Below are 25,553 nucleotides of genomic sequence, written 5' to 3' on the forward strand. Positions count from 1 at the left end.
CAGGGGCGGGTTCGGTGCGATGCGGTTTCACCTCACGCACCAACGGCTTCGTCAGCCGAAACGTCTTCGGCCACAAGCTCGTCTTCGGTGATCCAGCCAGCCTTGAGGCGGGCGGCCAGAACCATCTGCTCGGCATCGGCGCGCGACACGCCGTGGCTGGCGAGCACACCCGGATAGACCTTCGTCTCGCCGTCCTTGCGTTCCTTCCAGCCAGTCAGGTCGTCAGCCGCATAGCCGGCGAAATCCTCGATCGTCTTCACGCCGTCCTCGCCGAGCGTCACCATCATTGCCGTGGTGATGCCGGGAATTTCACGCAACTCGTCCGTGACGCCCAGCGCCTTGCGCTTGTCGTCATGCTCGGCTTCGATCTTCTCCAGATACTCGCGGGCGCGGGTCTGGATCTCGGAAGCTGTGTCCTCGTCGAAGCCGTCGATCGAGGCGATTTCGCTCGAATCGACATAGGCGACTTCCTCGACACTGGTGAAGCCTTCGGAGGCGAGCACCTGGCCGACCATTTCGTCGACATCGAGCGCTTCCATGAACAGCGACGAGCGCTCGACGAATTCCTTCTGGCGGCGCTCGGATTCTTCAGCCTCGGTCAGGATATCGATGTCCCAGCCGGTGAGCTGCGAAGCGAGGCGCACGTTCTGGCCGCGACGGCCGATGGCCAGCGACAGCTGGTCGTCGGGAACCACGACTTCGATGCGCTCGGCATCCTCGTCGAGCACGACCTTGGCGACTTCCGCCGGCTGCAGCGCGTTGACGATGAAGGACGCGGCCGAAGGCGACCACGGAATGATGTCGATCTTCTCGCCCTGCAATTCGCCGACGACCGCCTGGACGCGGCTGCCGCGCATACCGACGCAGGCACCGACCGGATCGATCGAAGAGTCACGCGAGATGACGGCGATCTTGGCGCGCGAACCCGGGTCACGGGCGACCGACTTGATCTCGATGATGCCGTCGTAGATTTCCGGCACTTCCATGGTGAAGAGCTTGGCCATGAACTGCGGATGGGTACGCGACAGGAAGATCTGCGGGCCGCGCTGTTCGCGGCGCACGTCATAGACATAGGCGCGGACGCGGTCGCCATACTTGTAGTTCTCGCGCGGGATCAGCTCGTCGCGGCGGATGATCGCCTCGCCACGGCCGAGATCGACGATGACGTTGCCGTACTCGACGCGCTTGACGGTGCCGTTGACGATCTCGCCGATGCGATCCTTGTATTCGTCGTACTGGCGGTCGCGCTCGGCTTCGCGCACCTTCTGCACGATGACCTGCTTGGCCGACTGGGCGGCGATGCGGCCGAAATCCATCGGCGGCAGCTGTTCGGCGATGAAGTCGCCGAGCTGCGCGTCGGGATTGCGCTCGCGGGCCGAGGAAATGGCGATCTGCGTGGCATAGTCGTCGACCTTCTCGACCACTTCCATCAGCCGCTGCAGCTTCATCTCGCCGGTGTTGGCGTTGATGTCGGCGCGGATATTGGTTTCCTGGCCGTAACGCGAGCGCGCGGCCTTCTGGATCGCATCAGCCATGGCGGCGATGACGATCGACTTGTCGATCGACTTTTCACGCGCGACCGCGTCGGCGATCTGCAGCAGTTCAAGCCTGTTGGCGCTTACAACCATCTTATTTCTCCCGAGCTTGTTGCCGAGCGTTCATGCCCGGCAGCCCAATCACAGTTCCTGTTCGGTTTCGTCTTCCGCACCCTCGGGTGCATCATCGGGTTCGCCGCGGCGTTTCTTCGCTTCCTTGCGTTCCCGGTTGTCCTTCGACAACGCATCGCGAATGAGATCGTCGGTCAGGATCAGCCTTACGTCGGCGATCGCATCATAGGGCACGCGCACCGTCGGTTCCTGGCCATAGGCCGCCACGTCGCGCTCGATGAGCACATCGTCTTCACCGGCTTCGGCGATCTTGCCCTTGAACCGCTTGCGGTCGGCAACGAGGATCGAGGTTTCCATCTTCACCAGATGGCCGGTCCAGGTCACAAAATCCGATTTGCGGACCAACGGCCGGTCGATGCCCGGCGACGACACTTCAAGATGATACGCCTTTTCGATCGGATCATCGACGTCGAGCGCCGGCGACACCGCGCGGCTGACCTCTTCGCAATCCTCGACGGTCATGGTGCCGTCGTCGCGCTCGGCCATGATCTGCAATGTCAGGCCGTTCTGCCCGGACAGATGCACCCGCACGAGGCGGAAGCCGATGCCGCGCAGCACCGGTTGCACGATCTGCGCGATGCGTGCATCGATGCCGCTTTCACGGATGATGCGGTCGTCGCCCTCGGTTGCCGTTGCAGTCATTCCATTCCTGTCGTTCGATTCGTGGGCCGTTGGGAGTCATCCGAAACGGGTGTCTCCCCTTGCCTGTTCTCAGCTTGCGCATCGGAACCATCCGAAAACCGCTTCGCACTTTTCGGTCAGATGCGCCCGGCAGGTAACAAAAAAGAGCGGGACCGGGTGGACCCACTCTTCGTCATACCGACCAAGAATTTGAAGCTGATATAGACGAATACCGCGTCCCTTTCAAGTCCTCCGGCCGGCAGCGCGCCCGTGGTCGATTGGCTGATCATGCGGCGGCTGCATGGCAAGCATGCATATGCGTCTCTACCGCTTTGCCTGGCGATACCTACCTACGGCCCAGATATCCACCTAAAGAGGACGATGAACATGAACTCCTACAAACCCCTTGGCCGTATTGGTGACCTGGTGCGCGCCTTTGGCAGCGCAGTCTCCGCGGCCGCGGCCATCGAACGTGGCCACCGCCCGAAGAATCATGATCTCGTGAAGCTCGGCATCAATCCGGAGCATTTCGACGGCATCCGCCGCTACTAAGCCTGTCCCCTTTCGCGCGGATGATTCCGTGTGCTCAGTCCTCGGTGGCGCCCAGTTGGGTCAGCACCTTGCCCCTGCCTCTGGCGCGCAGGTAGAGCGGTAGCAAAACCGCAGTGGCTGCCAGCAGCATCAAGGCAATCGCAATCGGCGATCCCAGCAGGACCGACGGATCGCCCTGGCTGATTGCAAGCGCGCGGCGCAACTGCTGCTCGGCCATCGGCCCCAGGATGAGCCCGACCACGACAGGGGCGATCGGGTAGCCGAATCGGCGCAGCCCATAGCCGAGCAGGCCGAACGCCAGCAGCATGCCGAGTTCGAAAGTCGATGGATTGGCACCGATGGTGCCGAGCGTCGCAAACAGCAGGATGCCGGCGTAAAGCCAGGGCGTCGGGATGGTCAGCAGCCGCACCCAGACGCCGATCAGCGGCAGATTCAACACCAGAAGCATCAGATTGGCCACCAGCAGGCTCGCGATCAATCCCCAGACGAGTTGCGGATTGGTGGCGAACAGCAAAGGGCCTGGCTGTAGGCCGAACTGCTGGAAGCCGGCCAGCATGATGGCGGCCGTGGCCGTCGTCGGCAGGCCGAGCGTCAGCAGCGGCACAAGCGTGCCGGCGGCCGAGGCATTGTTGGCCGCTTCCGGCCCCGCGACGCCTTCGATCGCGCCATGACCGAACTCTTCGGGCTTTTCCGCCAGATGTTTTTCCATCGAATAGGACAGGAAGGTGCCGATCTCGGCACCGCCGGCCGGCATCGCGCCGATCGGAAAGCCGACGGCTGTGCCACGCAGCCACGGCTTCCATGAACGCCGCCAGTCCTCGCGCGTCATCCAGACCGAGCCTTTGATGGCCTGGATGGTGGTGTCGCCACCCTTGCCGGCCGCGACGGTCAGCGCCTCGCCGACGGCAAACAGGGCGACGGCCAGAGTCGTCACCTCCACGCCGTCGAGAAGGTCGGGAACGCCGAAGACAAGACGCGCCTGGCCGGTTTGCAGGTCTATGCCGATCAGGCCGAGGGCGAGGCCAATGAACAGCGCGGTCAGGCCGCGCAGCGTCGAATCACCAAACGCTGCCGACACGGTCATGAAAGCCAGCACCATGAGCGCAAAATACTCGGCCGGTCCGAAGGACAGCGCCATCTGGACCACGGTTGGCGCGATGAAGGCGAGGCCGATCGTGGCGATCAGCCCGGCCACGAACGAGCCGATGGCGGCGGTGGCGAGTGCCGGACCGCCGCGCCCGGCGCGCGCCATCTTGTTGCCTTCGAGCGCCGTGACGATCGAGGCGCTTTCGCCCGGCGTGTTGAGAAGGATCGATGTGGTCGATCCACCATACATGCCGCCATAATAAATGCCGGCAAACATGATCAGCGAGCCCGCCGGATCAAGCTTGTAGGTGACCGGCAACAGCAGCGCGACCGTCAGGGCCGGCCCTATGCCTGGAAGGACGCCAACGGCGGTGCCGAGCGTGACGCCGATCAACGCGTAGAGCAAGTTCATCGGCTCAAGAGCCGTCAGCAGCCCCTGCGCCAGCAGACCAAAGGTGTCCATTCAGAGACGAGCTCCCATAAATCGCGATAAAGCGCGTCGCGTTTGAACGGATGACACGCTTCAAGTCTTTGTTGCGCATGTCGTTGTCCCAAAACCGCTGCGCACTTTTGGGCGACATGGACTAGGTTTCATGCATGTCGTTGTCCCAAAACCGCTGCGCACTTTTGGGCGACATGCATCAGAACAGATGTTCGAGCAGGCCGGCGGGCAGCGAGAGCTGCAGTCCCCTGGCGAATATAATCCAGATCACGAATGACAGCGCGATGCCGATGGGTATGGTCTTCCACAACGGCCCCCTGCCGAAGGCGCGCACGGTCGCGGCAAAGAGCAGGCCCGTGGCAATCGAGAAGCCGGCGACCTTGAGCAACAGCATCTGGGCGGCGAGGCCGCCGACGATCCAAAGGATCGGGCTGAGTTCCTGATGCTCGCGTTCCGGGAATTCGCCGCGAAACGCCTCGAAGGCGGTCCAGATCGACAGGCCGCCGAACGCCACCGCAATGACGTAGGGCATGGTGGTCGGGCCAACGCGCGCATAGCTGGCGCCGGTGCCGTGGCTGGCGGTGCTCCACGCGATCACCACGGCAACGACCGCCAGGGCCGCCGCGATGACAAGCGCCGCCCAGTCGGGGCGGCGCTTCGCGTCATGATGGGTCGCCTGGCTCATTTCACCAGGCCGATGTCTTTCAGGATCGCCGCGGTCGCGTCCGTGTCCTTCTTCAGCTGCGCGGTGAAGTCGTCGCCAGCGAGATAGGTGTTCGCCCAGCCCTTGTCGGCGAGGATCTTCTGCCAGGAGGCCGACTGGACCATCTTGTCGACGTCAGCGACCACCGCGGCCTTCTGGTCGGCCGAGAGGCCTGGGGCGGCGGCAACCATGCGCCAGTTCTGGATGGCGACATCGACGCCGCCTTCCTTGAAGGTCGGCGCGTCGATGCCGTCGACCTTGGCGTCGCTGGAAATGCCGATGATGCGGAGCTGACCAGCCTTGATCTGGGATTCGAATTCGCCATAGCCGGAGATGCCGACCGTCACCTGGCCACCCAGGATCGCCGCCAGCGCCTCACCGCCGCCCGAGAAGGCGATATAATTGACCTTGGTGGGATCGACGCCAATGGCCTTGGCGATCAGGCCCGCCGTGATGTGGTCGGTGCCGCCGGCCGAGCCGCCGCCCCATGACACCGCGCCGGGATCGGCCTTGAGCTTGGCAACGAGGCCGGCCATGTCCTTGATGTCGGAAGCAGCGGGCACGACGAGCGCTTCATATTCGCCGGTCAGGCGCGCGATGGGCGTGACCTGGTCGAGCGTGACCGGCGACGCATTGGTCAGGATAGCGCCGACCATGACATAGCCGCCGACGATGAGCTGGGCCGGATCGCCATTGGCCTGGTTGACGAACTGGGCAAGGCCGATGGTGCCGCCGGCGCCTGGGACGTTGTTGACCTGGACGCTGCCCGAGATCTTTTCATCCTGCAGCGCGGTCTGCATGGAACGTGCCGTCTGGTCCCAGCCGCCGCCGGGTGCCGCCGGAGCCATGATCTTGTAGTCGGCCGCCATGGCCGGCAGGGCGAGCATGCCGGTGATGATGGCTGCCAAAGTGAACTGTTTCACTGCCGTTCCTCCCTTGCTGCCCACGCATGGGGCAATGCATTCACAGTCTCGAAGCCTGCGCTGGCCTGCGTCCCGGACATGACGAGAGAAACAGCAGGCGTTTCGGCCTGCACTCGCGCAACATCTTCCTGCCCCGATCCAGCGCGATCGCTGTCGGTTTGCTGGCGAAAAATGTGATCGAAGTCCTCCCGAACTTTCCGAGCCTTACCGCCTCCAACGGATGGGCCTGTCCTCCCTAGCGCAGGAAGCTGACATCAAACTGACACTGGCGCATAAAGTTGGAGCCAGGCTGCCGCTCAAGGGCTGCGCAGGGCTTCGTTCCATCGCTCGATGAGGCGTGTGCGCTTGACCTGATCGAGGTAGACCATGAGCCCCGGGCTGACCGGCACGGGGCGCAGTTGCGCGCCGAGCACCTCCTGCATCCTGTTCGCGGTGTTCTGGCCCGAGACATCGGGATTGAGGGCGGCGATCTGGAGTTCGCGCGCCATCACCGTCTGGCCCTCGGCCGACATGAAATATTCGAGATAGCGGCGCCCGAGATCCGGCGAACGTGAGGCCGCGGGAACCAGCCCGATACGCGACATCACCACGGTATAATCCTTGGGCAGGACGATGCCGACATCGGGATGTCTCGCCGCCCAGTCGGCTGCGTAGGAACCCAGGATGTTGTAGCCAAGCACGAAACGTCCGTCGGCAATGCGCTCCAGGATGGCGGAACTGGTCGAGTAAAGCTTGACGCCGGCCGCGCCCATCGAGCGGATCACGGACCAGATGTCGGGATACTGCTCCTGGTCACGCGCCATGAACATGAAGCCGACGCCCGAGCGCTCGATGTCGTAAGTGGCGATACGGCCGTGGACCTTGTCACCCTGGGCCTTGAGAAAATCGACGAACTGACCGCGTGTGGCTGGTGGCGGCGCATCCTTGAAGCTCGGCTTGTGGTAGACGAAGACAGCCGGCTCGAAGGTCAAGGCATAGGCGGTATCGCGCCAGTTGGCCCAGCGCGGCCAGCGATCCGACAGCGGCAGCCGGCTCTCCTGGGCGTAGCCGTCATTGGCCAGCTTGACCTGAAGGTCCATGGCCGAGGAGAAAGCGATGTCGGCGGTGCCCTTGCCGGCATCGGTCTCGGCGATAACCCGATCGTAGATATCGGTCGTCAGCAATTCCTCATAGCGCACGGCAACATCGGGGTTGGCCTTCTGGAAACCCTCGATCATCGGCTTGGCCAAGGGGGCATCAAGCGAGGAATAGACGACCAGCGAACGAGCTTCCGTGCGACCATCCAGCGCCGGAAATACAGTAATTTCGGCCCATGCGGGCACCGAAAGACAGACAACAGCGGTGAGGATGGCCATGCGCATTGTCGCGGGAACATGCATCACCTGTCCGAGCCACACAACAACGGACGTTGCGGGCTGGACCTTTGCCTGACGGATAGGCATCGTTTGCGCGAGGGTGAGGAGAATTCGGTGCGGATCCTGGTGGTGGAGGACAATGCGACGCTGGCAAGCGGTCTCGCGGCCGTGCTCAAGGGCAGTGGCTACGCGGTCGATGTCGTCGGCGACGGCGCGTCCGCTGTCGCCGTGGTGGCCACCGAACGGTTCGACCTTGTGATCCTCGACCTCAATTTGCCGGAGATGGATGGGATTGACGTGCTGCGCACGATCCGCGGCCGCCAGGATGACGTGGCGGTGCTTATCCTGTCGGCACGCCACTCGCTGACCGAAAAAGTCACCGGGCTGAACCTCGGCGCCGACGACTACATGGTCAAGCCCTTCGATGTCGACGAACTGGAAGCGCGTGTGCGCACGCTGATGCGGCGGCGCGCCGGCCTCAAGGCTGCGGTGGTTTCTTTCGGTGATGTCGTGCTCGATCTCAACACGCGCGGCTTTTCCTGGCGGGGCGCGACAATCGACATTCCGGCGCGCGAACTCGCGCTGCTCGAAACCCTGTTCATGCGCGCCGGCAAGGTGGTCGCCAAACAGGCGATCATCGAATCATTGGCCGGCTTCGACGAGGATCTGAGCGCCAATGCCGTCGAGCAATATGTCAGCCGGCTGCGCAAGCGGCTGGCGCCTTGCGGCCTGACGGTCCGGACCGCGCGTGGCATCGGCTACTATCTCGAAAAGATCCAGAACCCATGATGGCTGGGGACAGGCCCTATTCCCTGCGCGGGCGGCTGCTGCTGTGGCTTCTGGTGCCGCTGGTCGGCATCGGGCTGATCGCGCTTGCCGATACCTATCGCGAAGCGGTCGATACGGCCAATGCCGTGTCCGACCGCGTGCTGGCCGGTTCGGCGCTGGCAATCGCCGAGCGCGTGGTGGTCGGCGAAGGCGGAGCGCTGGAGGTCGACATCCCCTATGTCGCGCTGGAAATGCTGACCTCGGCGGCGCAGGACCGCGTCTTCTACCGCATCGACGGGCCGAACGGTGCCTTCATCACCGGCTACCAGACCCTGCCGGTGATCCAGCAACTGGGCCGGGAGGAAAGCCGCTATGCCGATGCAAGCTTTCGCGGCGAGCCGATCCGGCTGGCCTCGCTTTCCCGCGCCGCCTCGACTGGGGCAAATTCGGTACCCTTCGTGGTTACCATCGCCGAGACGACGATCGCTCGAACGCAACTTGCCCAGACCATCCTGCTGCGCTCCGCGTTGCGCCTCGCCATCCTGATCGGCAGTGCCGTGGCAATCGCATGGCTCGCGGTCACATATTCGCTCAGGCCGCTTTATCGCTTGCGCGATGCGATTGCCGAACGCAACCCCGACGACCTCCACCCGATCGAACAATCGGTGCCCAGGGAAGTGCGCGGGCTGGTCGACACCGTCAATTCATTCATGGGCCGGCTGAGTTCGACACTGGGCGCCATGCGCCATTTCACCGGCAACGCCAGCCATCAGCTTCGCACGCCGCTGACCATCATCCGCACGCAGCTGGCGCTTTCGGCTCGTGCTCGCTCACTTGACGAAGCCCGCAGTGCTGCAAAAGTCGGCGACGATGCCGTAGCGCACGCCGAACGGGTGATCGCCCAGCTCCTGCTGCTCGCCAAGGTGGATGAGGCCGCATCCGACCGCCTGAAGAACCTCGACACTGTCAACCTGACCGAACTTGCCAGCGCCCTCACCGCCGAATTCGTCACGCGGGCCCATACATCCGGCATCGATCTGGGCTTCGAAGCTGAAACAGCGCTGTCTATGCTCGGCGAGCCGATGCTGCTGGGAGAGATGATCCGCAACCTGATCGAGAACGCGCTGACCTACGCGGGAAGCGGCGCGGAGGCGACCGTCAGGGTGTCTGCCAGCGGCGGCGATGTGCTGTTGGAAATCGAGGACACCGGGCCGGGCATCCCTAAGGCGGAACTGGAGCACGTGCGCCGCCGCTTCGTGCGCGGCCGTGCGGGTGAAAAACCAGGGGCAGGACTTGGCCTGCCTATCGTCGAGGAAATAGCGGCGCTCTTTGGCGGCAGGCTCGAATTGACGACAGGAGTGGATGGCCGTGGCCTGCTTGTGCGGGCATCGTTTCCCGCCAGCGCTGCAGGATCAGGTGCGAAGGAAGGTTAGGTAGGCGGGGTGGCGCTGCTCGCGGATGGCCTTGGCCTCGTAGCGCGTGCCCGGCCAGCCTTCGTAAGCTTGGTGCCAGTCGGCCGCTTCCGCCGCCTGCCAGGCGAAGCCGCCATGCGCGCGGCAATGCAGCAGCGTCCAGTTCACATAGGTGTCGATGTCCGACGCGAAACGGAATCGTCCGCCGCGTTTCAGCACGCGCGCGAAACGATCGAGATTGACCGGGCTGACGAAGCGGCGCTTCCAGTGCTTCTTTTTCGGCCACGGGTCCGGATAGAGAAGGTCGATGCCGTCGAGCGAATTTTCCGGAAGCCAGTCGAGCAAGCGCGTGGCGTCGTCGTCATACACGCGAAGATTGGCAAGCGGCCTTTCCTTGACCGCCATCATCATCTTGGCCATGCCGTTGACGAAGGGCTCGACGCCGATGAATCCGATCGCCGGAGATTCCGTGGCGCGGTGCAGCAGATGTTCGCCGCCGCCGAAGCCGATTTCAAGGCGCACGGCGGCGACATCGGCTTCGAACAGGTCGCTGAGATCACGGGGCGATTCCGCCGTCAGGTCGAGCCGGTATTTCGTGAATCCGGTTTCCAGCGCCGCAGCCTGCTGCGGACGCATGGCCTTGCCGCGCCGGCGACCGAAAAAAGCTTCGGTCGCGCGGCTTGGTCTGTCCTTCGGATCCATGACTAGACCTTTAGACCTGGCGCCGCGATCAGGCGGCGACAGCGTCCTTGAGCGCCTTGGCGAGATCGGTCTTTTCCCACGAGAAAGACCCGTCGCGACCGGCCTTGCGGCCGAAATGTCCGTAGGACGATGTCTTGGCGTAGATCGGCTTGTTGAGGTCGAGATGACGGCGGATGCCGGATGGCGACAGGTCCATCACGGTGCGCAACGCTTCCTCGAGCTTGGCCTCGTCGACCTTGCCGGTGCCGTGCAGGTCGACGTAGACCGACAGAGGCTGGGCAACGCCGATGGCGTAGGAAAGCTGGATGGTGCAGCGGTCGGCAAGCTTCGCCGCCACCACATTCTTGGCCAGATAGCGCGCCGCATAGGCGGCCGAGCGGTCGACCTTGGTGGTGTCCTTGCCAGAGAAGGCGCCGCCGCCATGCGGTGCCGCGCCACCATAGGTGTCGACGATGATCTTGCGGCCGGTCAGCCCGGCGTCGCCATCAGGCCCACCGATGACGAACTTGCCGGTCGGATTGATGTACCACATGCAGTCGTCGGCGATCTTGAGGTCGCCCAGTGCCTCGCGAATATAGGGCTCCACGACGTTGCGGACCTTCTTGGAATCCCAGGTAGCATCGAGATGCTGCGTCGACAGCACGATCTGCGTCGCCTCGGCGGCCTTGCCGTCGATGTAGCGCACGGTGACCTGGCTCTTGGCATCCGGGCCGAGCTTGCCGGCCTCGCCGCTGTTCTCGTGACGGGCGGCAGCCAGCAATTCGAGGATCTTGTGGCTGTAATAGATCGGGGCCGGCATCAGGTCCGGCGTCTCGCGGCAGGCATAGCCGAACATGATGCCCTGGTCTCCAGCACCCTCCTCGCCCTGACGGTCCGCGGCATTGTCGACGCCCTGGCCGATATCAGGCGACTGGCCGTGCAGCAGCACCTCGATCTTCGCGGTCTTCCAGTGGAAGCCGGCTTGCTCGTAGCCGATTTCGCGGATCGCCTTGCGGGCGACCGACTTGAATTTCGCCGGATTGACGACCGGATGTCCGGCCGCATCCATCAGGATCTTGCCTTGCTTGTCTTTCTTGAGCAGCGTCTCGGGGACGCGCACCTCGCCGGCGATGACGACGCGGTTTGTGGTTGCCAGCGTCTCGCAGGCGACGCGGACCTTCCACGGGTCCATGCCGGTCTTCTTGGCCTCGCGATAAACCAGATCGACGATCTCGTCGGAGATACGGTCACAGACTTTGTCGGGATGACCCTCGGCAACGGATTCCGAGGTAAAGAAGTAATTCTGCCGCGTCACGGGTGTCCCCTCTTGAAAAACGATCGGCAGGCTGCCGATTTTGGCGCGCCACGTGTTAACGGTGCGGAGCGCCGCTCGTCAAGCGGTGCGTCCGTTCTGGCATGAAGGAATGTTGATATTGTTATGTGGTGGACCGGCGGCGGTGACCGCCGGAGCCACGGTTCCGTTCATTCCGGATCGTCGGAGGAAAGGGATTTCACAAGCTCGATGATCTTACGGCGCACCTTCATGTCGGTGATCTTGACGAAAGCCCGGTTAAGCTGAAGACCTTCCGGACTGCCGCAGAACTCGACGGCGAACGACATCGATGAATCCTCGGCAAATCCGCGATTGCCGCTGGCCTCCTGGCCCGGCGCGTCCTCGAAGAAAAAGGCGACAGGCACTCCAAGTATGGAGGCTATCGCCTGGAGACGGCTGGCGCCAACGCGGTTGGTGCCCTTTTCATATTTCTGGATCTGTTGAAATGTGATGCCGAGATTTTCGCCCAGCTTTTCCTGGCTCATTCCCAGCATGTTGCGGCGAAGCCGGATGCGACTTCCAACGTGGATGTCGATCGGATTCGGTTTCTTCTTGTTGTCTTCTATCATTTTTTTCCTCGCCGAATTTTTCCGGCTTTTTCTATTTTTTCCTGCCCAAGCGGAGCCGGTGGCGACTGCCCCAACAGTACGATCCAACGGCTTCGAGAAATTTCAGGCGGTACAGTATGAGTTTCTAATGTGTCGACGTCAATTCGCCCGTAGCCTTTGCCTTACATTCGACACGCATGCGAAGAGGGCAAACAGCAACATGATCAGCATTCCGTTAATGCGCCGTTGACCGGAGGAGATAACAGCCTGCCCGGAAATCGGCACACGTACGTCTATGGCGCCGCGCGCGTCGATCGCCAATGCGTCGACGATGCGCCCGCGTGGATCGACAACCGCGGAAATACCGTTGTTGGCCGCGCGCAACAGGGGCAGCCCGTTTTCCACCGCACGAATCTGCGCCTGCCTGAAATGCTGGTACGGACCCGGCGTGTCGCCAAACCATGCGTCATTTGTGACATTCACAATAAGCTGTGCTGACGCAGCGTCAACCGCCACCAGTTCGGGAAAGATCACCTCGTAGCAAATAAAGGGCAGCGCGCGGATGCCGCCGGGCACGGTGATCGCATGCCGTTCATTGCCGGCGGCGAAATTCGTCGGCCCGGCAACGAGTTGGTCAAGGCCGAGACGGCCGAGCAGCCCGGCAAAAGGCAGATACTCACCAAAGGGCACGAGATGGACCTTGTCGACAGCGTCGACGATCTCTCCCTTGTCGTTGATCGCGACCACCGAATTGTAATAGCGGCTGTCGGCATTCGCCGACCCACCCTCCTCGCGAACGATGCCGGCAATCAGCATCTGGCCGCCGGCGAGCATCTCGCCAAGCGCCGTCAGCGCATCCGGTCGCTCGGTGAACAGAAACGGCACCGAGGTTTCCGGCCACAGGATCAGCTGCGGCTTCGCGTGGCCGGGTTCGGGTGCCTTGGCGGAAAGGCCCATCATGGTGGCGAAGATGCGGTCGCGCACCGAGGCATCCCATTTCTCCGAGAGGTCGACAGCCGGCTGCACGATGCGGACATCGATCGTGCTGGTTGGGGGCTCGACCGGGGCATTGAGCCGGAAATAGCCGAAGCCGACGTGAGCGGCTACGAGCGCGACGAGCAATGCCGCGCCGAGGCGAAGATGACGGCGGGCCGCCAGCAGCGCCGGCAGCGCGAAAACGAAGACCGCGAGCGCATTCATGCCGATCATGCCGGTCACCGACACGCTCTGCATCAGCAGGGGCACGGGCATGGCCGCATAGCCGACGGCATTCCATGGAAAGCCGGTGAACAGGAAACCACGCAACCATTCCGCAAGGCCGAAAGCGAAGGCAAGGGCAGCGATGCGGCCGATGTCGTTGCTCCATAGCAGCCGGGCGACCATTGCCGCGAAACCATAGAAGAATGCGAGCGCGAACGGGATGCCGACCACCGCGAGCGGCAAGGCCCAGGCGAAGGTGTCTGCCTCGACTAGAAGCGCCGAGCCTATCCACCAAAGGCCGGCAAGAAAATAACCGAAGCCGAACCACCAGCCGACGGCGAATGCCGGGCGCAGGCGCCGGAACAGACTGCCGGGAGCCTCGCTGGTCGCCCCATCGAGAAGCCAGACCAGAAGCGGAAACGAGACGAAACAGGCCGCGAAGAAATCGTAGGGCGCCTGGCCAAGAACCGCCAGCGTCCCGGCGAAAAACGCCACGAGCGCGCGCCGCCAACCCCAAAGTAGAATTATCCGGCCGGCAAGGCGCTCCATGCATACTTCCGAGTCGCGAATCAGGAAGCAAGATTTAACAGGCCGCGGTCCGTGCTCCAAATAACGGCTTATCTACCGGCAAGGCCTTGATGCGGCCGCTACCGCTATCGATGCCAGCCCTCGATCCGCAGGCCACCCAGCCTCTCGGCGTCCTCGCGCGAAACCGAACGAAGGGTCTGCGTGAAGGTCCAGACATGACCTTCCGGATCGCGTGCCCGATAAAGCCGCTCGCCATAGAACTGATCGGCAGGCTCCTCGATTATTGCCGCGCCCGCGGCCCTGGCATGCTCGCAATGCTCATCCAGGCCATCCTTGAGGCGCACATAGACCGACTGCGTGTTCCTGCCCGCCACCGATGCGGGACTGGCGATATGATCGGCCCATTCGGAATCGACGATGATATAGCCGTCGCCGAACCGCATCTCGGAGTGGACGAGTTTCCCGCAGGGATCGCTGACCACCATGCTGCGCTCGAAGCCGAACGCCATCTCGAGCCAGGCCAAGGCGGCCCAAGGATCCCTGTAAAACACCCCGGAACCCAGGGTTGCGTGCTTGAACGGATCGTCGACCGTCATCGGGCGGGCGACGTTTTCAGGCCTGCTCGGTGCGGGCGGCGCGCCGGCGGCGCTCTGCCTTCTGGCTGTGCACGATGCGCACCCGCTTGACGCGGCGCGGATCGGCGTCGAGCACGTGGAATTCAAATCCGGGTATGGCCTGGACGACTTCACCGCGTGCCGGCACGCGGCCAAGCGTGTTGAAGATCATGCCGCCGATCGTGTCGACATATTCGCCATGTTCGCCGGCCGCGAATTCCTCGCCGATCATCTTGGCGACGTCGTCGATCTCGGCCTTGCCGTCGACGACGAACACGCCGTCGCCGCTCTGGGTGATCATCGGCTCGTCGTCGTCATGCTCGTCCTCGATGTCGCCAACGACCATCTCGACGATGTCCTCGAGCGAGGCGAGACCATCGGTGCCGCCATATTCGTCGATGACCAGCGCCATCTGGGTGCGCGTCGTCTGCATGCGCCCCATCAGATCGGAGGCAAGCATCGACGGCGGCACGAACAACACCGGGCGGATGAGGTTCAAATCACCGATCGTGCGGGCGAGATCGACCTGGGCGAGATCGAGAAGCGGGATGGCCGGCGCTTTGCGTGTCGTCCTGCCCTTCTTGACGCGGGCGATCTTGGTGATGTGCGCCAGCACGTCGCGGATGTGAACCATGCCGCGCGGATCGTCGAGAGTCTCCGAATAGACGGGCATGCGGGAATGGCCGGACTGCTCGAACACGCCGAGCAGGTCACCCAGCGTCGTGTTGATCTCGACCGCCTCGATGTCGGCACGCGGCACCATGACGTCCTCGACGCGCACTTCGCGCAGTCGCAGGATGTTGTTGAGCATGGCGCGCTCGCCAGGCGAGAAGGACTCGGCGTCGCTGGTGGTTTCGGCAAGGGCGCCGGCGATTTCCTCGCGCAGGCTGGTTCCATTGCGCTGCCGAAAGAGCCCGACAATACGGTTGAACAGAGAGGGCCCGGCAGGCGAGTGCTCGCTGGCGACGCTGCCGGAAATGGTACTCGGACTTGATCCCTCTTCCGACGTATCGGAAGCCTTGGTCGTACTGCCGGCGTCGGGGCGGGCGGCAGTTTCAGGTTTGTCGTTCATCGTGGTCCGGTTGGTTGTGTCTTCGTAGTTACGCGTAGGGATCGGGAATGGCAAGCCTTGCGAGCGCCGTACGCTCGATGGCTTCCATCTCCTCCGCCTCGGCGTCGGTCTCGTGATCATAGCCCAGCAGATGCAGCAGGCCATGGACAACGAGATGAGTGATATGGTTCTCGAGCGGCTTGTCTTCCAGTGCAGCTTCGCGCGCGACGGTCTCGGCGGCCAGCACGATATCGCCCAGCATCGGCGGTAACGGACTGCCCTTGGCGAACGGAAAGGCGGGGAAAGACAATACGTTGGTGGGCTTGTCCTTGCCGCGCCAGTCGGCATTGAGGGTCCGAATATGGGCATCGTCGGAAAAAACGACGCTGAGTTCGGAATGCCCCGTCGTACCGGTTTCAGCGAAGGCGGCCGTGACGGCACGGTCGACCAGCAGCGCAAGCCGGGCTTCGTCCGGCCAGCTTCCCGCCTCGAGCATCAGGTCAATGTCGACGGGAACCGAAAAATCCCCATCGGCCGGGTTTGTGTTTTCAGGCATGACGCCGCATCGTCATATCAGCTCTCGGCGCCCAGGCCGCGCGCCAGCTTGGCGTCCCGGTCATAGGCTCTGACGATTTCGGCCACCAGCGGATGGCGGACAACGTCGCCATCGTTGAAGCGCACGGTCACCGCACCGGCCACGCCGTCCAGGACACGCAACGCTTCGACCAGGCCCGATTTCGTGTTCGACGGAAGATCGATCTGGGTGGGGTCGCCGGTGACGATCATGCGCGAGTTCTCGCCCAGACGCGTCAGGAACATCTTCATCTGCATCGGCGTGGTGTTCTGCGCCTCGTCGAGGATGACGGCGGCATGCGCCAGCGTGCGGCCACGCATGAAGGCCAGCGGCGCGATCTCGATGACCTCGGCGGCAATGGCCCGCTCGACCTTGTCGGCCGGCATCATGTCGTAAAGCGCGTCATAGAGCGGACGCAGATAGGGATCGACCTTTTCCTTCATGTCGCCCGGCAGGAAGCCGAGCCGCTCGCCAGCCTCGACGGCAGGCCGCGACAGGATGATGCGCTCGACCATGCCGCGCTCCAGCAGCATCGCCGCGTGCGCCACCGCCAGATAGGTCTTGCCGGTGCCGGCCGGGCCGATGCCAAACACAAGCTCGGACCGCTCCAGCGCCCGCATATAGGCGTCCTGGTTGAGCGAACGGGCATAGATCGTCTTCTTGCGCGTGGCGATCTGGGCGGCGGACACCTTGCCCTTGCGCTCCAGCGTCGGCAGCGTCAGCTGGTCGTCGGCGGCGATCGCCATGCGCACGGCGCCGTCGACATCGGACTGGCCGATATCCACGCCTTTCTGGAGAATGCCGTACAGATTATCCAGCGCGCGGCGAGCCTGCTCGGCGGCCGAGGCTGAGCCCTTGATGGTCAACTGATTGCCACGCGAACGGATATCGACGCCAAGTTTCTGTTCCAGCCTGGCGAGATTCTCGTCGAACTGTCCGTAAAGGGCGCTGGCAAGCTTGTTGTTGTCGAAGGTCAGTACGATGTGCGCCATATCCGACGCCCCGGATTGCTGGTTCGGGGGCAAGGTCTTCACTTCAGCAGCGCTCAACCGTCTCTCCTCATCTGCCGAGGCTCTCAGGCCAATTCGGCGAACAGGCTATTGTAACCCGTCTTCGTGATTCGCACCTGGATAATGTCACCGATCTCGCCGGCCTTTTCATCAACAATAACCGGCTGCAGCCAAGGCGACCGGCCGACCTTCTGGCCGGCCTGACGACCCGGCTTCTCGATCAGCGTATCGATGGTCCTGCCGATCAGGCTCGTGCCGAAATCCTGTTGCTGCTTCACAAGCAGCGCCTGCAGCCGCTGCAGGCGTTCGTCCTTGACGGCTTCCGGAACGTGATCGGGCATGTCGGCGCCGGGCGTGCCGGGGCGCGCCGAGTATTTGAACGAAAAGGCCGAGGCATAGCCGACATCGCGGACAAGTTGCATCGTCGCCTCGAAATCGGCCTCGGTCTCGCCGGGGAACCCGACGATGAAATCGCCCGAAAGCGCGATGTCGGGCCGCGCCGCGCGGATACGGTCGAGCAGCGCCAGATAATCCCTGGCCGTGTGCCTGCGGTTCATCGCCTTGAGGATACGATCCGAGCCCGACTGTACCGGCAGATGCAGATAGGGCATCAGCGCCGGCAGATCGCGATGCGCCGATATCAGTTCGTCGTCCATGTCGCGCGGGTGGCTAGTGGTGTAGCGTAACCGCGCAAGGCCGGGGATCTCGGCCAGCCGGAACAGCAGGCGGCCAAGGCCCCATTCCTCACCATTGTCACCCTTGCCATGCCAGGCATTGACGTTCTGGCCAAGCAGCGTCACCTCGCGCACGCCGGCTTCCGCCAGGCGCTTTGCCTCGGCGACGATCTGCGCCACCGGGCGCGACACTTCCGAGCCGCGCGTATAGGGAACGACACAGAAGGTGCAGAACTTGTCGCAGCCTTCCTGAACGGTCAGGAACGCGGTGACGCCGCGCTTGATGACCTCGGCGCGCCTGGGCTGCGGCAGATGCTCGAACTTGTCCTCGATGGCGTATTCGGTCTCGACGATCTTCTCGCCGCCGCGCACCCGCGCCAGCACGTCGGGCAGCCGGTGATAGGTCTGCGGGCCGATAACCAGGTCGACGGAGGGCGAGCGCCGGAGGATCTCGGCTCCCTCCGCCTGCGCCACGCAGCCGGCAACGCCGATCACCATCTCGCGGCCCACCAGGGCCCGCTCGGCTTTCATGTCGCGGATACGGCCGAGTTCGGAATAGACCTTTTCGGCAGCCTTCTCGCGGATATGGCAGGTGTTGAGCAGCACGAGGTCGGCTTCGTCGATCACATCGGTCGCCGCATAACCGTCGGCCGCCAGCGCATCGGTCATGCGCTGCGAATCGTAGACATTCATCTGGCAGCCATAGGTCTTGACGAAGACCTTCCTGGTCGCCGCGGATGGTGCTGCCGTGGGGTCGATGCCGTCCCGTTCTATCGTGTTCAAATCCATCCGGCGGCTTCTAACGCCTTTCGATGACAAAAAACAGACGCTTTTGCCCACAACCCTCCGGGCTAACGGCTTGGGCGCGGATCGGCGAGTGCGGCCTGCATCATCGCGCGAACCTCACGCTCCATCAGCTTCGCCGTTTCCTTGCGGTTCGAACCCTTGGAGAAGGCGACCGGCTCGCCGAAGTGCACCTCGACGTCGAGAGCCCCCTCCGACATCAATACCTTGAGATGCGGCATCAGATCCTCATCGCCGATCCAGGCGGCAATCGGCCGATGTCGGCGGCCAAGCGGCACACCATGCAGCCTCGTATAGGCGATCGCCACCGGCTGGATGAAGACGGTTTGCGCCGCGCCTTCCGAAATCGCCATGGAGGCGGCACCGAACAGCGTGCTCTTGAACGGCATGACGACGTTGCCGTCGGCCGTCGAGCCTTCGGCAAACAGCACCATGGCATCGCCCTTGGCCATGCGGTTGGCGATCTCGCTCGCCTGGTCGCCCGACGAACGCTTGCGCTCACGCTCGATGAAGACGGTGCGCTGCAGCTTCGACAACATGCCGATCAGCGGCCAGCCGGCCATATCGGCCCTGGCGATGAATTTCACATCGGCAAAAGAGCCGAGAACCATGATGTCGGTCCAGGAGATGTGGTTTGCCGCCACCAGCAACGGGCGCTGGGTGGACAGCGTGCCCTTGACATGGACGCGCATGCCCAGCGCCCTGAGGATCATGCGGTGCCAGATCTTAAGGATGAACGTCTCGGGCCAAAGCCCGGTTTTCATCGACAGCATCTGCAACGGCACGAGGACCAGAGAGCTGGCGACAACGAGGGCCAGTGCCAGGAAAATCCTGATTTTCTTGATCATCCGTCGGTGGCCCTGTCCCCGCGCTCTGGCTAGCGAAGATCGCGGCGCATGACAAGCGCGCCGGTTGGGCCGTGTTCCGGCGACTTGTAGTAATTGGGGCGCTTGCCGACTTCGCGGAAGCCCAGCCGCCGGTAAAGCGCTACCGCCGCCACATTGGTCTCGTCGACCTCGAGGAAGAGCGCCTCCGCGCGTTGCCCATGCAGTTCACGCAGCACGGCATCCATCAATTGCCAGCCAAGTCCCTGCCGGCGGTGCGAGCGCGCCACCGCGACGGTCAGGATCTCGCCCTCGCCGGCCGCCAGCCGCGCCAGCACGAAACCGACCGGTGGCTTGGCGCCCTGCCCGGTCTCGCGCGCGGCATAGCCAAACACCGTATTCTGCTCGAGCAGCGCGGCGAATTCGCCATCGGTCCAGGGCCGCACGAAATCCTCGCGATGCAACATGGAAATGGCCGGGCTGTCGGTGATTCTCAGCGGCTCGAGCGCATAGTCCCTGCGACGCGGTTGGAGGAAGGGAATGCGCATCAGTTATCGTCTTCCAGTTTGGCCATGATCTTTTCCGAAAACCGGCTTCCACTTTTCGCTGACGCGGACCTTTGGTTCGGGATCATGGTCTGAGCCTTGCTAGAATGAACCCCGCCTGCGGCTTGGCATCCGCACCGCGCAGATAAAGAGGTTTCGGCCTTTCGCCCTCGCCTTTCGCGGCAGCCAGTCTTGCATAGACCGCTATGTCGGCGGTGGCTGATGTCGGGCCGATGTCGAACGCGCGACCGGTCGCTGCCGCGATCTGGAGGGCTGCCGTTCCGGCGAGGACCGGCGAGCGATCCCTGGCGATCGCCACAACCTCGGACAGCGTGGTGACGGCCGGACCAAAGGCCAGAGTCATCAGCGCATCAAAGAATGCGGCATGGATCTCCTCGCGCCCGGCATCGAGCGCTGACAGCACCGGGCGGCCGGGAAATGCCTCGGCGGCCTGCGCCGCCAACGCTTCCAGGCTGGTCACTCCGATCGCCGGAATTTTCAGCGCCAGCGCCAGCCCGCGCGCCGCCGACACACCGACCCTTAGCCCGGTGAAGGAACCCGGGCCGACAGAGACGGCGATGGCGCCAAGGCCAGCGTAGCCGGTCGCGCTGATCTTCAGCGCTTCCTCGATGACCGCCATCAGATGCTCGGCATGGCCCTTGCCGAGATCGAGCACCGAGCGGCCGAGCTCGCGCTTCGCCTCGGCGTCATAGACGCAGGCGGCGCAGAGACTGGCGGCACAATCGATGGCAAGCAATTTCATGAGGCGGCCGGTTGATCCCAGACAATGGTTCGAGTGACGGTCTTGCTCGGTTTCCCTGTGCCCGCCATGGCTCGTCGCCGCAAGGGGACAGTGCATAAATTGTTAAGCGGCTTCGCTTCGGCCTGAGCCGGCTGCCTATGCGGTCGGCTCGATCCGCAGCATGTGGTTGTCCCAGACATAGTCCGGTTCGGAACGTTTCATGCCGGCGCCCACAATCTCACCGGCTCCCGTGGTCGCCATGAAGCCCGCTCCATCCGGCGCGACGCCACAGACTTCGACCAGATTGCTTGTCGTAACGACCTTGCCGCTGGTCGCATCGATCACCACAAGCGAATTGCCCTGCGGCGAAGATACCGCAATCGTGTCGGCGGCAGGATTGGCGGCCACCGAGCCGACATAATTCCTGAAGCCGGAGAGCACGTCTTGCGGCATGTCGAGCAATTGCAATTCCTTGCCGCGCGCGGCCCGGCCGACGAGCAGCGGGCAATCGGTGCCTGGCCCCCGGTACTGGCAGCCGAACCACACCGTGCCGGATGGATCGGCATCCATGTGGCGAATCGATAGCTGATGCAGCTTTGGCGGCAGTTCGTGCTTTTCGATCAGGTCGCCGGTGATGCGGTCGACCAGCACATAGGATGGCTTCATCGTCGCGATGTTGAGTTCGGTGCGGCCGAAATCCGGATGCGTCTCGATGCCGCCATTGGCGATGGCCAGCGTTCGCCCGTCGCCAAGCAACAGCAGTTCATGCGAACCCATGCCATAGGTCGGAAATTCGCCGATACGGCTGAATTGCGCACGTGCGTCATAGATGCCGACCACGCCGGCGGCGTTGTCGAAGTCGTTCTCGGTGGCATAGAGCAACGCGCCGTCGGTGGAGAACACGCCATGACCGAAGAAATGCCGGCCGGGAACACTGGCAATGGTCCGCGGCGCTTCACGACCGGTATGGTCGAACACCACGGCGAAGGTGCCGGGTTGCCGGGCAAAGACGACCGAGCGTTTCGAGACCGGATCGAAAGTGACGTCGTGACCGCGATCGGGCAGGTCGATGGCGTGCAGGACCTTGCCGGCTTCGGACAGGACGGCTGCACCAAAGCCGCCGTCGCGCCTGACGAAGGCGGTGGCGAAGATCGCGTCGGCGGCCAACGTCGCGGCCCAGGCCGAGGGCGCCATGGCCGTCATTAGGCCTGCGCCGGCAGCCCTGAGGAAATCGCGGCGGTCTGTCAGCGGCGTCTTCAAGATCAATATCCTTCTTTGAGCATGATCTTATCCGAAAACCGGCTTCCACTTTTCGCTGACGCGTTCCTTCGGTTCGGGATCATGCTCAGTCTCCGTCGAGCGACGAGAAGCCGGCGGTCAGATCGAATGCGGCTGTGATTTTTTCGCCGACAAGGCCAGAAAGGCTGGTCGTCACCAGGGAGAAATAGTCGAGCTTCTTGCGCATCTCCGGATCGGCGAGCGCCCTGTCCATTGGGCCCGTCACTGCCTTTGCCGCCGCGGCTCCGTTGGTAAGCTGGATATGGATCGAGTCGGCAATCCAGCGCGTATCGGCTGGCAGGGCATCGCCAAGATGCGAGGCCTGGAACAAGGCATCCATGCCCACAAGGTTCCCGGCCAATGCACTGCCCGTGTTTTCGGAGCGCCAATAGACAGCCTGCTTCGGCTTGCCGGCATCCGGACTGCCGGCAAAGAATCCCTTGAGGCGAACGTCGCGGACCATTTCCAACCCGTCGATGAGAACGCCGACCAGCTGGGTCACCGCCTCGGTGCCATTGTGGTAAGTGGGGTTCTGCGGCCCCGGCTTGGCCCAAAGTGCCGCGAATCCATCAGGTTTGTTCCACGCGGCGCTGACATCACCAGTCATCGTCTCGATATTGCCAGCGATCGCCGCACCATAGGCGCAGCGATATGGATCGTCCTTGCCCACCAGGGTTTCCGCACCGGCGCCGTAAAGCACGAACTCCAGTGCCCCCAGGCCTTGCATGGCCACGCTCTTGCCGGCCAATTGAGCCGGATCCGCAGCACTTGGGTCCTTGTCCGACAACGCAGCCTGCACCTGCTTCAGGCCGATGCTCTTGCGGTCCGGCCAGAACAGCATGCGTTCCAGTCTGTTGCCTTCGGCGATCGGACCGAAATGGATGATTTCCACGGTCGACCAGGCTTCCACCGTGGCCGAGAACTCGCCGCGGGCGGCATCGAGATCACCTTGCGAGGGTGCCTCGCAAAGCTTGTGCATTGCCTTGGTCAGGCTCTCCGCATGATCATGCAGGCGTGCATAGGCAGGGCGGACAAAGCCATCAATCGCCGACTGGATCACCTGCGAAGCCTCGACTGCCGCAGGTGCGGGCGAACCGCCGAGCAGAAACAGAGGCAGGACGAGCGCAAGGCGTTTCGACATCACAATGACTCCAGGAATTTGACGAGCGCGTCCCGGTCCGCCGAATTGGCCGCAGCGAAACCATCACGGGCCTTCTGCCCCTCGCCGCCATGCCAGAGAATGGCCTCGGTCAGATTGCGCGCGCGCCCGTCGTGCAGGAAGAACGTATGGCCGTTGACCGTCTGGGTCAGGCCGGTGCCCCATAGCGGCGGCGTGCGCCATTCATTGCCTGTGGCGTCGCCAACCTGCTGGCCGTCAGCCAGCCCATCGCCCATGTCGTGCAACAGAAAATCCGAATACGGCCAGATCAGCTGGAATGCCTGGGCCTTGTTGGGCGCATCGCGGCGGGTAACGAATTTCGGCGTATGGCAGGAAACGCAACCGAGATCGTAGAAAACCTGCTTGCCGGCCAGAACCTCCGGCTTGCCGGTATCGCGGCGGGCCGGCACGGCAAGGTTCTGTGAATAGAAGGTGACCAGATCCATGATCGGCGGCGGCGCCTCGACAGGGCCGAGGCGCTCCTGCACGCCATTGGGCATGGCCAGGCACGCTTCCTGGGCCGCAGTGCAATCCCCCCAGTGCCTTGGCACTTCCGGTGTCGAGATACCGAGATCGCCAGCGAAAGCGTCGGCCGATTGCTCGCGGATTGACGGTGTCTGCGCCTTCCAGCCGAAGCGACCGAGCGTCAGTTCGCCGGTCTTGCCATCGCGTACGATGCTGGGCTTGCCGGAAATACCGTCGCCGTCGCGATCATCCGGATCGGCGCGTGCCAGGATATCGGCAGGGTGGATCTGTTCGATGAGGCCAAGGCCGATCATCTGCGGTGTCACGCGCGGCGACAGCGTGGTGCGCGGGTCCAGCGGTCCATAAGCCAGATCGTCGACCGCATAGCTCGGCTTGCGCAATGAAACGACACTGCCATCGCCGAGCGTCACCTTGCGCTCCTTATAGGTGATGCGCATGCGGCCTTCGCCGGCAAGGCCGGGCACGGCAAGATCCTGCAGCTGGCTGCCATAGGTCGGGTCCGGAAAATTCAACACCCGGTGGTCGGCGACCTCAGCCTTCTCTTCCTCGGTGCTGGCCGCCCGCGCCAATCGCAGGAACATCGAGGTCGCGTCGGCGCTGCCTTCCGGCGGATGACCGCGGCCGTCCTTCAGATGGCAACTTTGACACGCGCGGGCGTTGAACAGTGGACCAAGGCCATCCGAGGCCTGGGTCGAAGACGGTGAGGACACCCAGACCTTGGTGAAGAAGCCATTGCCGAGCTTGAAGGTGCCCTCTTCCTCGAACGTGATGTTGGCTGACGATTGCGAGAAGGAGTCACGATTGACATCCTTTCTCGAGGTGCCGGCGCCGCCTGGCATCGGCTCGAATTGTTCGGGCTTGGAGAAATCGGTGGCCGGCCTGGTAACGGCAAGAACGCGCGCCTTGTCCTTGGCCGTCAGATCGGCGCGGCTGGGCGAAAGGCCGGCGGGCTCCTGTGCGCCAGCCTGGCCAGAGGCAGCAAGCATTACCATGAAAGCGAACGAAAGACCGTGAAGCGGCGCTTTCCGTCCCGGTCCTATGGGTGGCAGGCCATCGCATCCGGCCCGCCGCAGTCGGCGCGAAATATCTATGGTGCGCCGCATTCCGGCATGTCCTTACTCCGCCTCGTCCGCCGATGCGGCGTTGAGCTGGCCATACTTTTCCTCGCCAATCGAGGCGAGCAGGTCGAGCTGGGTCTCGAGGAAGTCGATATGGCCCTCCTCGTCGGCCAGCAACTCCTCGAACAGTTTCATCGTCACGTAGTCGCCGCCTTCGTTGCAGATCTCGCGCGAGCGCTTGTAGGCGGTGCGCGCGTCATATTCGCCGGCAAGGTCGGATTCGAGCACTTCCTTCACATTCTGCCCGATGCGCAACGGCGCCACGGACTGCAGGTTCGGATGGCCTTCGAGGAAGATGATGCGGGCAATAAGCTTGTCGGCGTGGTGCATCTCCTCGATTGACTCAGCGCGTTCCTTCTTCGCCAGCTTGGCGTATCCCCAGTCTTCCAGGAGCCGGAAATGCACCCAGTACTGGTTGACGGCTCCGAGCTCCAGAAACAGAGCCTCGTTAAGCCGCTCGATGATCTGCCTTTCGCCTTTCATGGGTTCTGCTCCCGTATTGGACGCGCAGGCCTCTGACGCGATCCAAGTGTGAAACGATATCCACGCCGCTCACCTCCGAGCGGGCGTGGTAATTTTCGGTTACCCGAATGATCGTTTCCACCACATTTGGGAAGCAGCCGCAACAGCGACCGCGCTTTTGCATGGCATGGTAGATTTTTGCCGGCACGATGAGCTGCCAGGGATCCATATCCAGCAGTCCGACGATCGTCTGCTCGATTTCCTTCTCGGTGATGATGTTGCAATGGCAGATCAGCATTGACTTGGCTCTGGCTGACGGCGCGTCCTCCTCGCCGTGTGGCTTAAATCTTCATCGGGCACGACCGTTTCAAGATCATGCCGGGGGGTTCGCCC

At 63.2% G+C, this 25,553-nt stretch carries 26 protein-coding genes; 3 read left to right on the top strand and 23 right to left on the bottom strand.

Annotated elements, in window-relative coordinates:
* Positions 1-32: 32 nt before the first annotated feature.
* Together nusA and rimP are read right to left on the bottom strand one after the other, a co-directional pair.
* Positions 33-1,628 (bottom strand): transcription termination factor NusA, encoded by a 1,596-nt coding sequence (nusA, locus tag ABVQ20_RS17645; protein WP_354460787.1) that lies wholly within the window; start codon positions 1,626-1,628, stop codon positions 33-35.
* Positions 1,629-1,676: 48 nt separating this feature from the next.
* A complete protein-coding gene (rimP, locus tag ABVQ20_RS17650) occupies positions 1,677-2,309 on the bottom strand; it encodes a ribosome maturation factor RimP (RefSeq protein ID WP_354460788.1) in 633 nt (210 codons plus the stop codon).
* Positions 2,310-2,675: 366 nt separating this feature from the next.
* Between rimP and ABVQ20_RS17655 the strand changes: the two genes are divergently transcribed.
* Positions 2,676-2,840 (top strand): hypothetical protein, encoded by a 165-nt coding sequence (locus ABVQ20_RS17655; protein ID WP_354460789.1) that lies wholly within the window; start codon positions 2,676-2,678, stop codon positions 2,838-2,840.
* A 34-nt stretch (positions 2,841-2,874) separates the two neighbouring features.
* Here the strand turns inward: ABVQ20_RS17655 and ABVQ20_RS17660 are convergent, their stop codons facing one another.
* From ABVQ20_RS17660 to ABVQ20_RS17675, 4 genes are all read right to left on the bottom strand, one after another.
* Positions 2,875-4,389 (bottom strand): tripartite tricarboxylate transporter permease, encoded by a 1,515-nt coding sequence (locus ABVQ20_RS17660; protein WP_354460790.1) that lies wholly within the window; start codon positions 4,387-4,389, stop codon positions 2,875-2,877.
* Positions 4,390-4,567: 178 nt separating this feature from the next.
* Positions 4,568-5,053 carry a tripartite tricarboxylate transporter TctB family protein gene (locus tag ABVQ20_RS17665; protein WP_354460791.1) on the bottom strand — a complete coding sequence of 162 codons (486 nt, stop codon included), beginning with the start codon at positions 5,051-5,053 and terminating at the stop codon, positions 4,568-4,570.
* Positions 5,050-5,994: a Bug family tripartite tricarboxylate transporter substrate binding protein gene (locus ABVQ20_RS17670; RefSeq protein ID WP_435528373.1), complete on the bottom strand. Its 945-nt coding sequence runs from the start codon at positions 5,992-5,994 to the stop codon at positions 5,050-5,052. The genes ABVQ20_RS17665 and ABVQ20_RS17670 overlap by 4 nt, the downstream gene beginning before the upstream one ends.
* A 296-nt stretch (positions 5,995-6,290) precedes the next feature.
* Entirely contained in the window at positions 6,291-7,355 is a 1,065-nt protein-coding gene (locus ABVQ20_RS17675; RefSeq protein ID WP_354462203.1) for an ABC transporter substrate-binding protein, read from the bottom strand.
* Between the two features lie 108 nt (positions 7,356-7,463).
* Here ABVQ20_RS17675 and ABVQ20_RS17680 point away from each other — a divergent pair, with 108 nt between their 5' ends.
* Positions 7,464-8,138, top strand: coding sequence for a response regulator transcription factor (locus ABVQ20_RS17680; protein ID WP_354460792.1), 675 nt, complete (start codon positions 7,464-7,466; stop codon positions 8,136-8,138).
* The gene (locus ABVQ20_RS17685) at positions 8,138-9,550 is read left to right on the top strand and encodes a sensor histidine kinase (RefSeq protein WP_435528374.1); all 1,413 of its coding nucleotides are present in this window, start codon (positions 8,138-8,140) and stop codon (positions 9,548-9,550) included. The genes ABVQ20_RS17680 and ABVQ20_RS17685 overlap by 1 nt, the downstream gene beginning before the upstream one ends.
* Here the strand turns inward: ABVQ20_RS17685 and trmB are convergent.
* From trmB to ABVQ20_RS17770, 17 genes are all read right to left on the bottom strand, one after another.
* Positions 9,530-10,231 carry a tRNA (guanine(46)-N(7))-methyltransferase TrmB gene (gene trmB, locus ABVQ20_RS17690; RefSeq protein WP_354460794.1) on the bottom strand — a complete coding sequence of 234 codons (702 nt, stop codon included), beginning with the start codon at positions 10,229-10,231 and terminating at the stop codon, positions 9,530-9,532. The two genes, ABVQ20_RS17685 and trmB, sit on opposite strands and share 21 nt — an antisense overlap.
* A gap of 28 nt (positions 10,232-10,259) precedes the next feature.
* Positions 10,260-11,525, bottom strand: coding sequence for a methionine adenosyltransferase (gene metK, locus ABVQ20_RS17695; protein WP_354460796.1), 1,266 nt, complete (start codon positions 11,523-11,525; stop codon positions 10,260-10,262).
* 167 nt (positions 11,526-11,692) lie between these two features.
* Positions 11,693-12,112 carry a helix-turn-helix domain-containing protein gene (locus tag ABVQ20_RS17700; RefSeq protein ID WP_227349111.1) on the bottom strand — a complete coding sequence of 140 codons (420 nt, stop codon included), beginning with the start codon at positions 12,110-12,112 and terminating at the stop codon, positions 11,693-11,695.
* A 138-nt stretch (positions 12,113-12,250) separates the two neighbouring features.
* Complete coding sequence (lnt, locus tag ABVQ20_RS17705) at positions 12,251-13,840, bottom strand: apolipoprotein N-acyltransferase (protein ID WP_354460797.1); 1,590 nt, start codon at positions 13,838-13,840, stop codon at positions 12,251-12,253.
* A gap of 104 nt (positions 13,841-13,944) precedes the next feature.
* Positions 13,945-14,415 (bottom strand): VOC family protein, encoded by a 471-nt coding sequence (locus ABVQ20_RS17710; protein ID WP_354460798.1) that lies wholly within the window; start codon positions 14,413-14,415, stop codon positions 13,945-13,947.
* A 16-nt stretch (positions 14,416-14,431) separates the two neighbouring features.
* A complete protein-coding gene (locus tag ABVQ20_RS17715) occupies positions 14,432-15,505 on the bottom strand; it encodes a hemolysin family protein (RefSeq protein WP_354460799.1) in 1,074 nt (357 codons plus the stop codon).
* Positions 15,506-15,533: 28 nt separating this feature from the next.
* Positions 15,534-16,040 carry an rRNA maturation RNase YbeY gene (gene ybeY / locus ABVQ20_RS17720; protein ID WP_354460800.1) on the bottom strand — a complete coding sequence of 169 codons (507 nt, stop codon included), beginning with the start codon at positions 16,038-16,040 and terminating at the stop codon, positions 15,534-15,536.
* A gap of 17 nt (positions 16,041-16,057) precedes the next feature.
* Positions 16,058-17,050 carry a PhoH family protein gene (locus ABVQ20_RS17725; protein ID WP_227349586.1) on the bottom strand — a complete coding sequence of 331 codons (993 nt, stop codon included), beginning with the start codon at positions 17,048-17,050 and terminating at the stop codon, positions 16,058-16,060.
* 83 nt (positions 17,051-17,133) lie between these two features.
* The gene (gene miaB / locus ABVQ20_RS17730) at positions 17,134-18,531 is read right to left on the bottom strand and encodes a tRNA (N6-isopentenyl adenosine(37)-C2)-methylthiotransferase MiaB (RefSeq protein ID WP_354460801.1); all 1,398 of its coding nucleotides are present in this window, start codon (positions 18,529-18,531) and stop codon (positions 17,134-17,136) included.
* 62 nt (positions 18,532-18,593) lie between these two features.
* Positions 18,594-19,394 carry a lyso-ornithine lipid O-acyltransferase gene (olsA, locus tag ABVQ20_RS17735; RefSeq protein ID WP_354460802.1) on the bottom strand — a complete coding sequence of 267 codons (801 nt, stop codon included), beginning with the start codon at positions 19,392-19,394 and terminating at the stop codon, positions 18,594-18,596.
* A 29-nt stretch (positions 19,395-19,423) separates the two neighbouring features.
* Positions 19,424-19,918 (bottom strand): ribosomal protein S18-alanine N-acetyltransferase, encoded by a 495-nt coding sequence (gene rimI, locus ABVQ20_RS17740; protein WP_354460803.1) that lies wholly within the window; start codon positions 19,916-19,918, stop codon positions 19,424-19,426.
* A gap of 82 nt (positions 19,919-20,000) precedes the next feature.
* The gene (tsaB, locus tag ABVQ20_RS17745) at positions 20,001-20,678 is read right to left on the bottom strand and encodes a tRNA (adenosine(37)-N6)-threonylcarbamoyltransferase complex dimerization subunit type 1 TsaB (protein ID WP_354460804.1); all 678 of its coding nucleotides are present in this window, start codon (positions 20,676-20,678) and stop codon (positions 20,001-20,003) included.
* Between the two features lie 135 nt (positions 20,679-20,813).
* A complete protein-coding gene (locus ABVQ20_RS17750; RefSeq protein WP_354460805.1) occupies positions 20,814-21,917 on the bottom strand; it encodes a DUF1513 domain-containing protein in 1,104 nt (367 codons plus the stop codon).
* An 85-nt stretch (positions 21,918-22,002) separates the two neighbouring features.
* On the bottom strand, positions 22,003-23,076 hold the full coding sequence (locus ABVQ20_RS17755; RefSeq protein WP_354460806.1) for an imelysin family protein: 1,074 nt from the start codon (positions 23,074-23,076) through the stop codon (positions 22,003-22,005).
* Complete coding sequence (locus ABVQ20_RS17760) at positions 23,076-24,683, bottom strand: di-heme oxidoreductase family protein (RefSeq protein ID WP_354460807.1); 1,608 nt, start codon at positions 24,681-24,683, stop codon at positions 23,076-23,078. Before ABVQ20_RS17760 ends, ABVQ20_RS17755 begins: the two co-directional genes overlap by 1 nt.
* Positions 24,684-24,695: 12 nt before the next feature.
* Positions 24,696-25,181: a bacterioferritin gene (gene bfr, locus ABVQ20_RS17765; protein WP_354460808.1), complete on the bottom strand. Its 486-nt coding sequence runs from the start codon at positions 25,179-25,181 to the stop codon at positions 24,696-24,698.
* Positions 25,147-25,458 (bottom strand): (2Fe-2S)-binding protein, encoded by a 312-nt coding sequence (locus tag ABVQ20_RS17770; protein WP_354460809.1) that lies wholly within the window; start codon positions 25,456-25,458, stop codon positions 25,147-25,149. Before ABVQ20_RS17770 ends, bfr begins: the two co-directional genes overlap by 35 nt.
* Positions 25,459-25,553: the final 95 nt, after the last annotated feature.

Source organism: Mesorhizobium shangrilense (genome assembly GCF_040537815.1).
In the GTDB taxonomy this organism is placed as follows: Bacteria; Pseudomonadota; Alphaproteobacteria; order Rhizobiales; family Rhizobiaceae; genus Mesorhizobium; species Mesorhizobium shangrilense.

What these genes read in the sequence shown, in the direction of transcription:
- ABVQ20_RS17655 (WP_354460789.1), top strand. Translation starts at nt 2,676, where the DNA reads ATGAACTCCTACAAACCCCTTGGCCGTATTGGTGACCTGGTGCGCGCC.
- ABVQ20_RS17660 (WP_354460790.1), bottom strand. Translation starts at nt 4,389, where the DNA reads ATGGACACCTTTGGTCTGCTGGCGCAGGGGCTGCTGACGGCTCTTGAG.
- ABVQ20_RS17755 (WP_354460806.1), bottom strand. Translation starts at nt 23,076, where the DNA reads ATGTCGAAACGCCTTGCGCTCGTCCTGCCTCTGTTTCTGCTCGGCGGT.
- trmB (WP_354460794.1), bottom strand. Translation starts at nt 10,231, where the DNA reads ATGGATCCGAAGGACAGACCAAGCCGCGCGACCGAAGCTTTTTTCGGT.
- ABVQ20_RS17700 (WP_227349111.1), bottom strand. Translation starts at nt 12,112, where the DNA reads ATGATAGAAGACAACAAGAAGAAACCGAATCCGATCGACATCCACGTT.
- ABVQ20_RS17760 (WP_354460807.1), bottom strand. Translation starts at nt 24,683, where the DNA reads ATGCGGCGCACCATAGATATTTCGCGCCGACTGCGGCGGGCCGGATGC.
- ybeY (WP_354460800.1), bottom strand. Translation starts at nt 16,040, where the DNA reads ATGCCTGAAAACACAAACCCGGCCGATGGGGATTTTTCGGTTCCCGTC.
- lnt (WP_354460797.1), bottom strand. Translation starts at nt 13,840, where the DNA reads ATGGAGCGCCTTGCCGGCCGGATAATTCTACTTTGGGGTTGGCGGCGC.
- ABVQ20_RS17665 (WP_354460791.1), bottom strand. Translation starts at nt 5,053, where the DNA reads ATGAGCCAGGCGACCCATCATGACGCGAAGCGCCGCCCCGACTGGGCG.
- miaB (WP_354460801.1), bottom strand. Translation starts at nt 18,531, where the DNA reads ATGGATTTGAACACGATAGAACGGGACGGCATCGACCCCACGGCAGCA.
- tsaB (WP_354460804.1), bottom strand. Translation starts at nt 20,678, where the DNA reads ATGAAATTGCTTGCCATCGATTGTGCCGCCAGTCTCTGCGCCGCCTGC.
- ABVQ20_RS17710 (WP_354460798.1), bottom strand. Translation starts at nt 14,415, where the DNA reads ATGACGGTCGACGATCCGTTCAAGCACGCAACCCTGGGTTCCGGGGTG.
- nusA (WP_354460787.1), bottom strand. Translation starts at nt 1,628, where the DNA reads ATGGTTGTAAGCGCCAACAGGCTTGAACTGCTGCAGATCGCCGACGCG.
- rimP (WP_354460788.1), bottom strand. Translation starts at nt 2,309, where the DNA reads ATGACTGCAACGGCAACCGAGGGCGACGACCGCATCATCCGTGAAAGC.
- rimI (WP_354460803.1), bottom strand. Translation starts at nt 19,918, where the DNA reads ATGCGCATTCCCTTCCTCCAACCGCGTCGCAGGGACTATGCGCTCGAG.
- ABVQ20_RS17715 (WP_354460799.1), bottom strand. Translation starts at nt 15,505, where the DNA reads ATGAACGACAAACCTGAAACTGCCGCCCGCCCCGACGCCGGCAGTACG.
- bfr (WP_354460808.1), bottom strand. Translation starts at nt 25,181, where the DNA reads ATGAAAGGCGAAAGGCAGATCATCGAGCGGCTTAACGAGGCTCTGTTT.
- ABVQ20_RS17675 (WP_354462203.1), bottom strand. Translation starts at nt 7,355, where the DNA reads ATGCGCATGGCCATCCTCACCGCTGTTGTCTGTCTTTCGGTGCCCGCA.
- ABVQ20_RS17770 (WP_354460809.1), bottom strand. Translation starts at nt 25,458, where the DNA reads ATGCTGATCTGCCATTGCAACATCATCACCGAGAAGGAAATCGAGCAG.
- ABVQ20_RS17725 (WP_227349586.1), bottom strand. Translation starts at nt 17,050, where the DNA reads ATGGCGCACATCGTACTGACCTTCGACAACAACAAGCTTGCCAGCGCC.
- olsA (WP_354460802.1), bottom strand. Translation starts at nt 19,394, where the DNA reads ATGATCAAGAAAATCAGGATTTTCCTGGCACTGGCCCTCGTTGTCGCC.
- ABVQ20_RS17685 (WP_435528374.1), top strand. Translation starts at nt 8,138, where the DNA reads ATGGCTGGGGACAGGCCCTATTCCCTGCGCGGGCGGCTGCTGCTGTGG.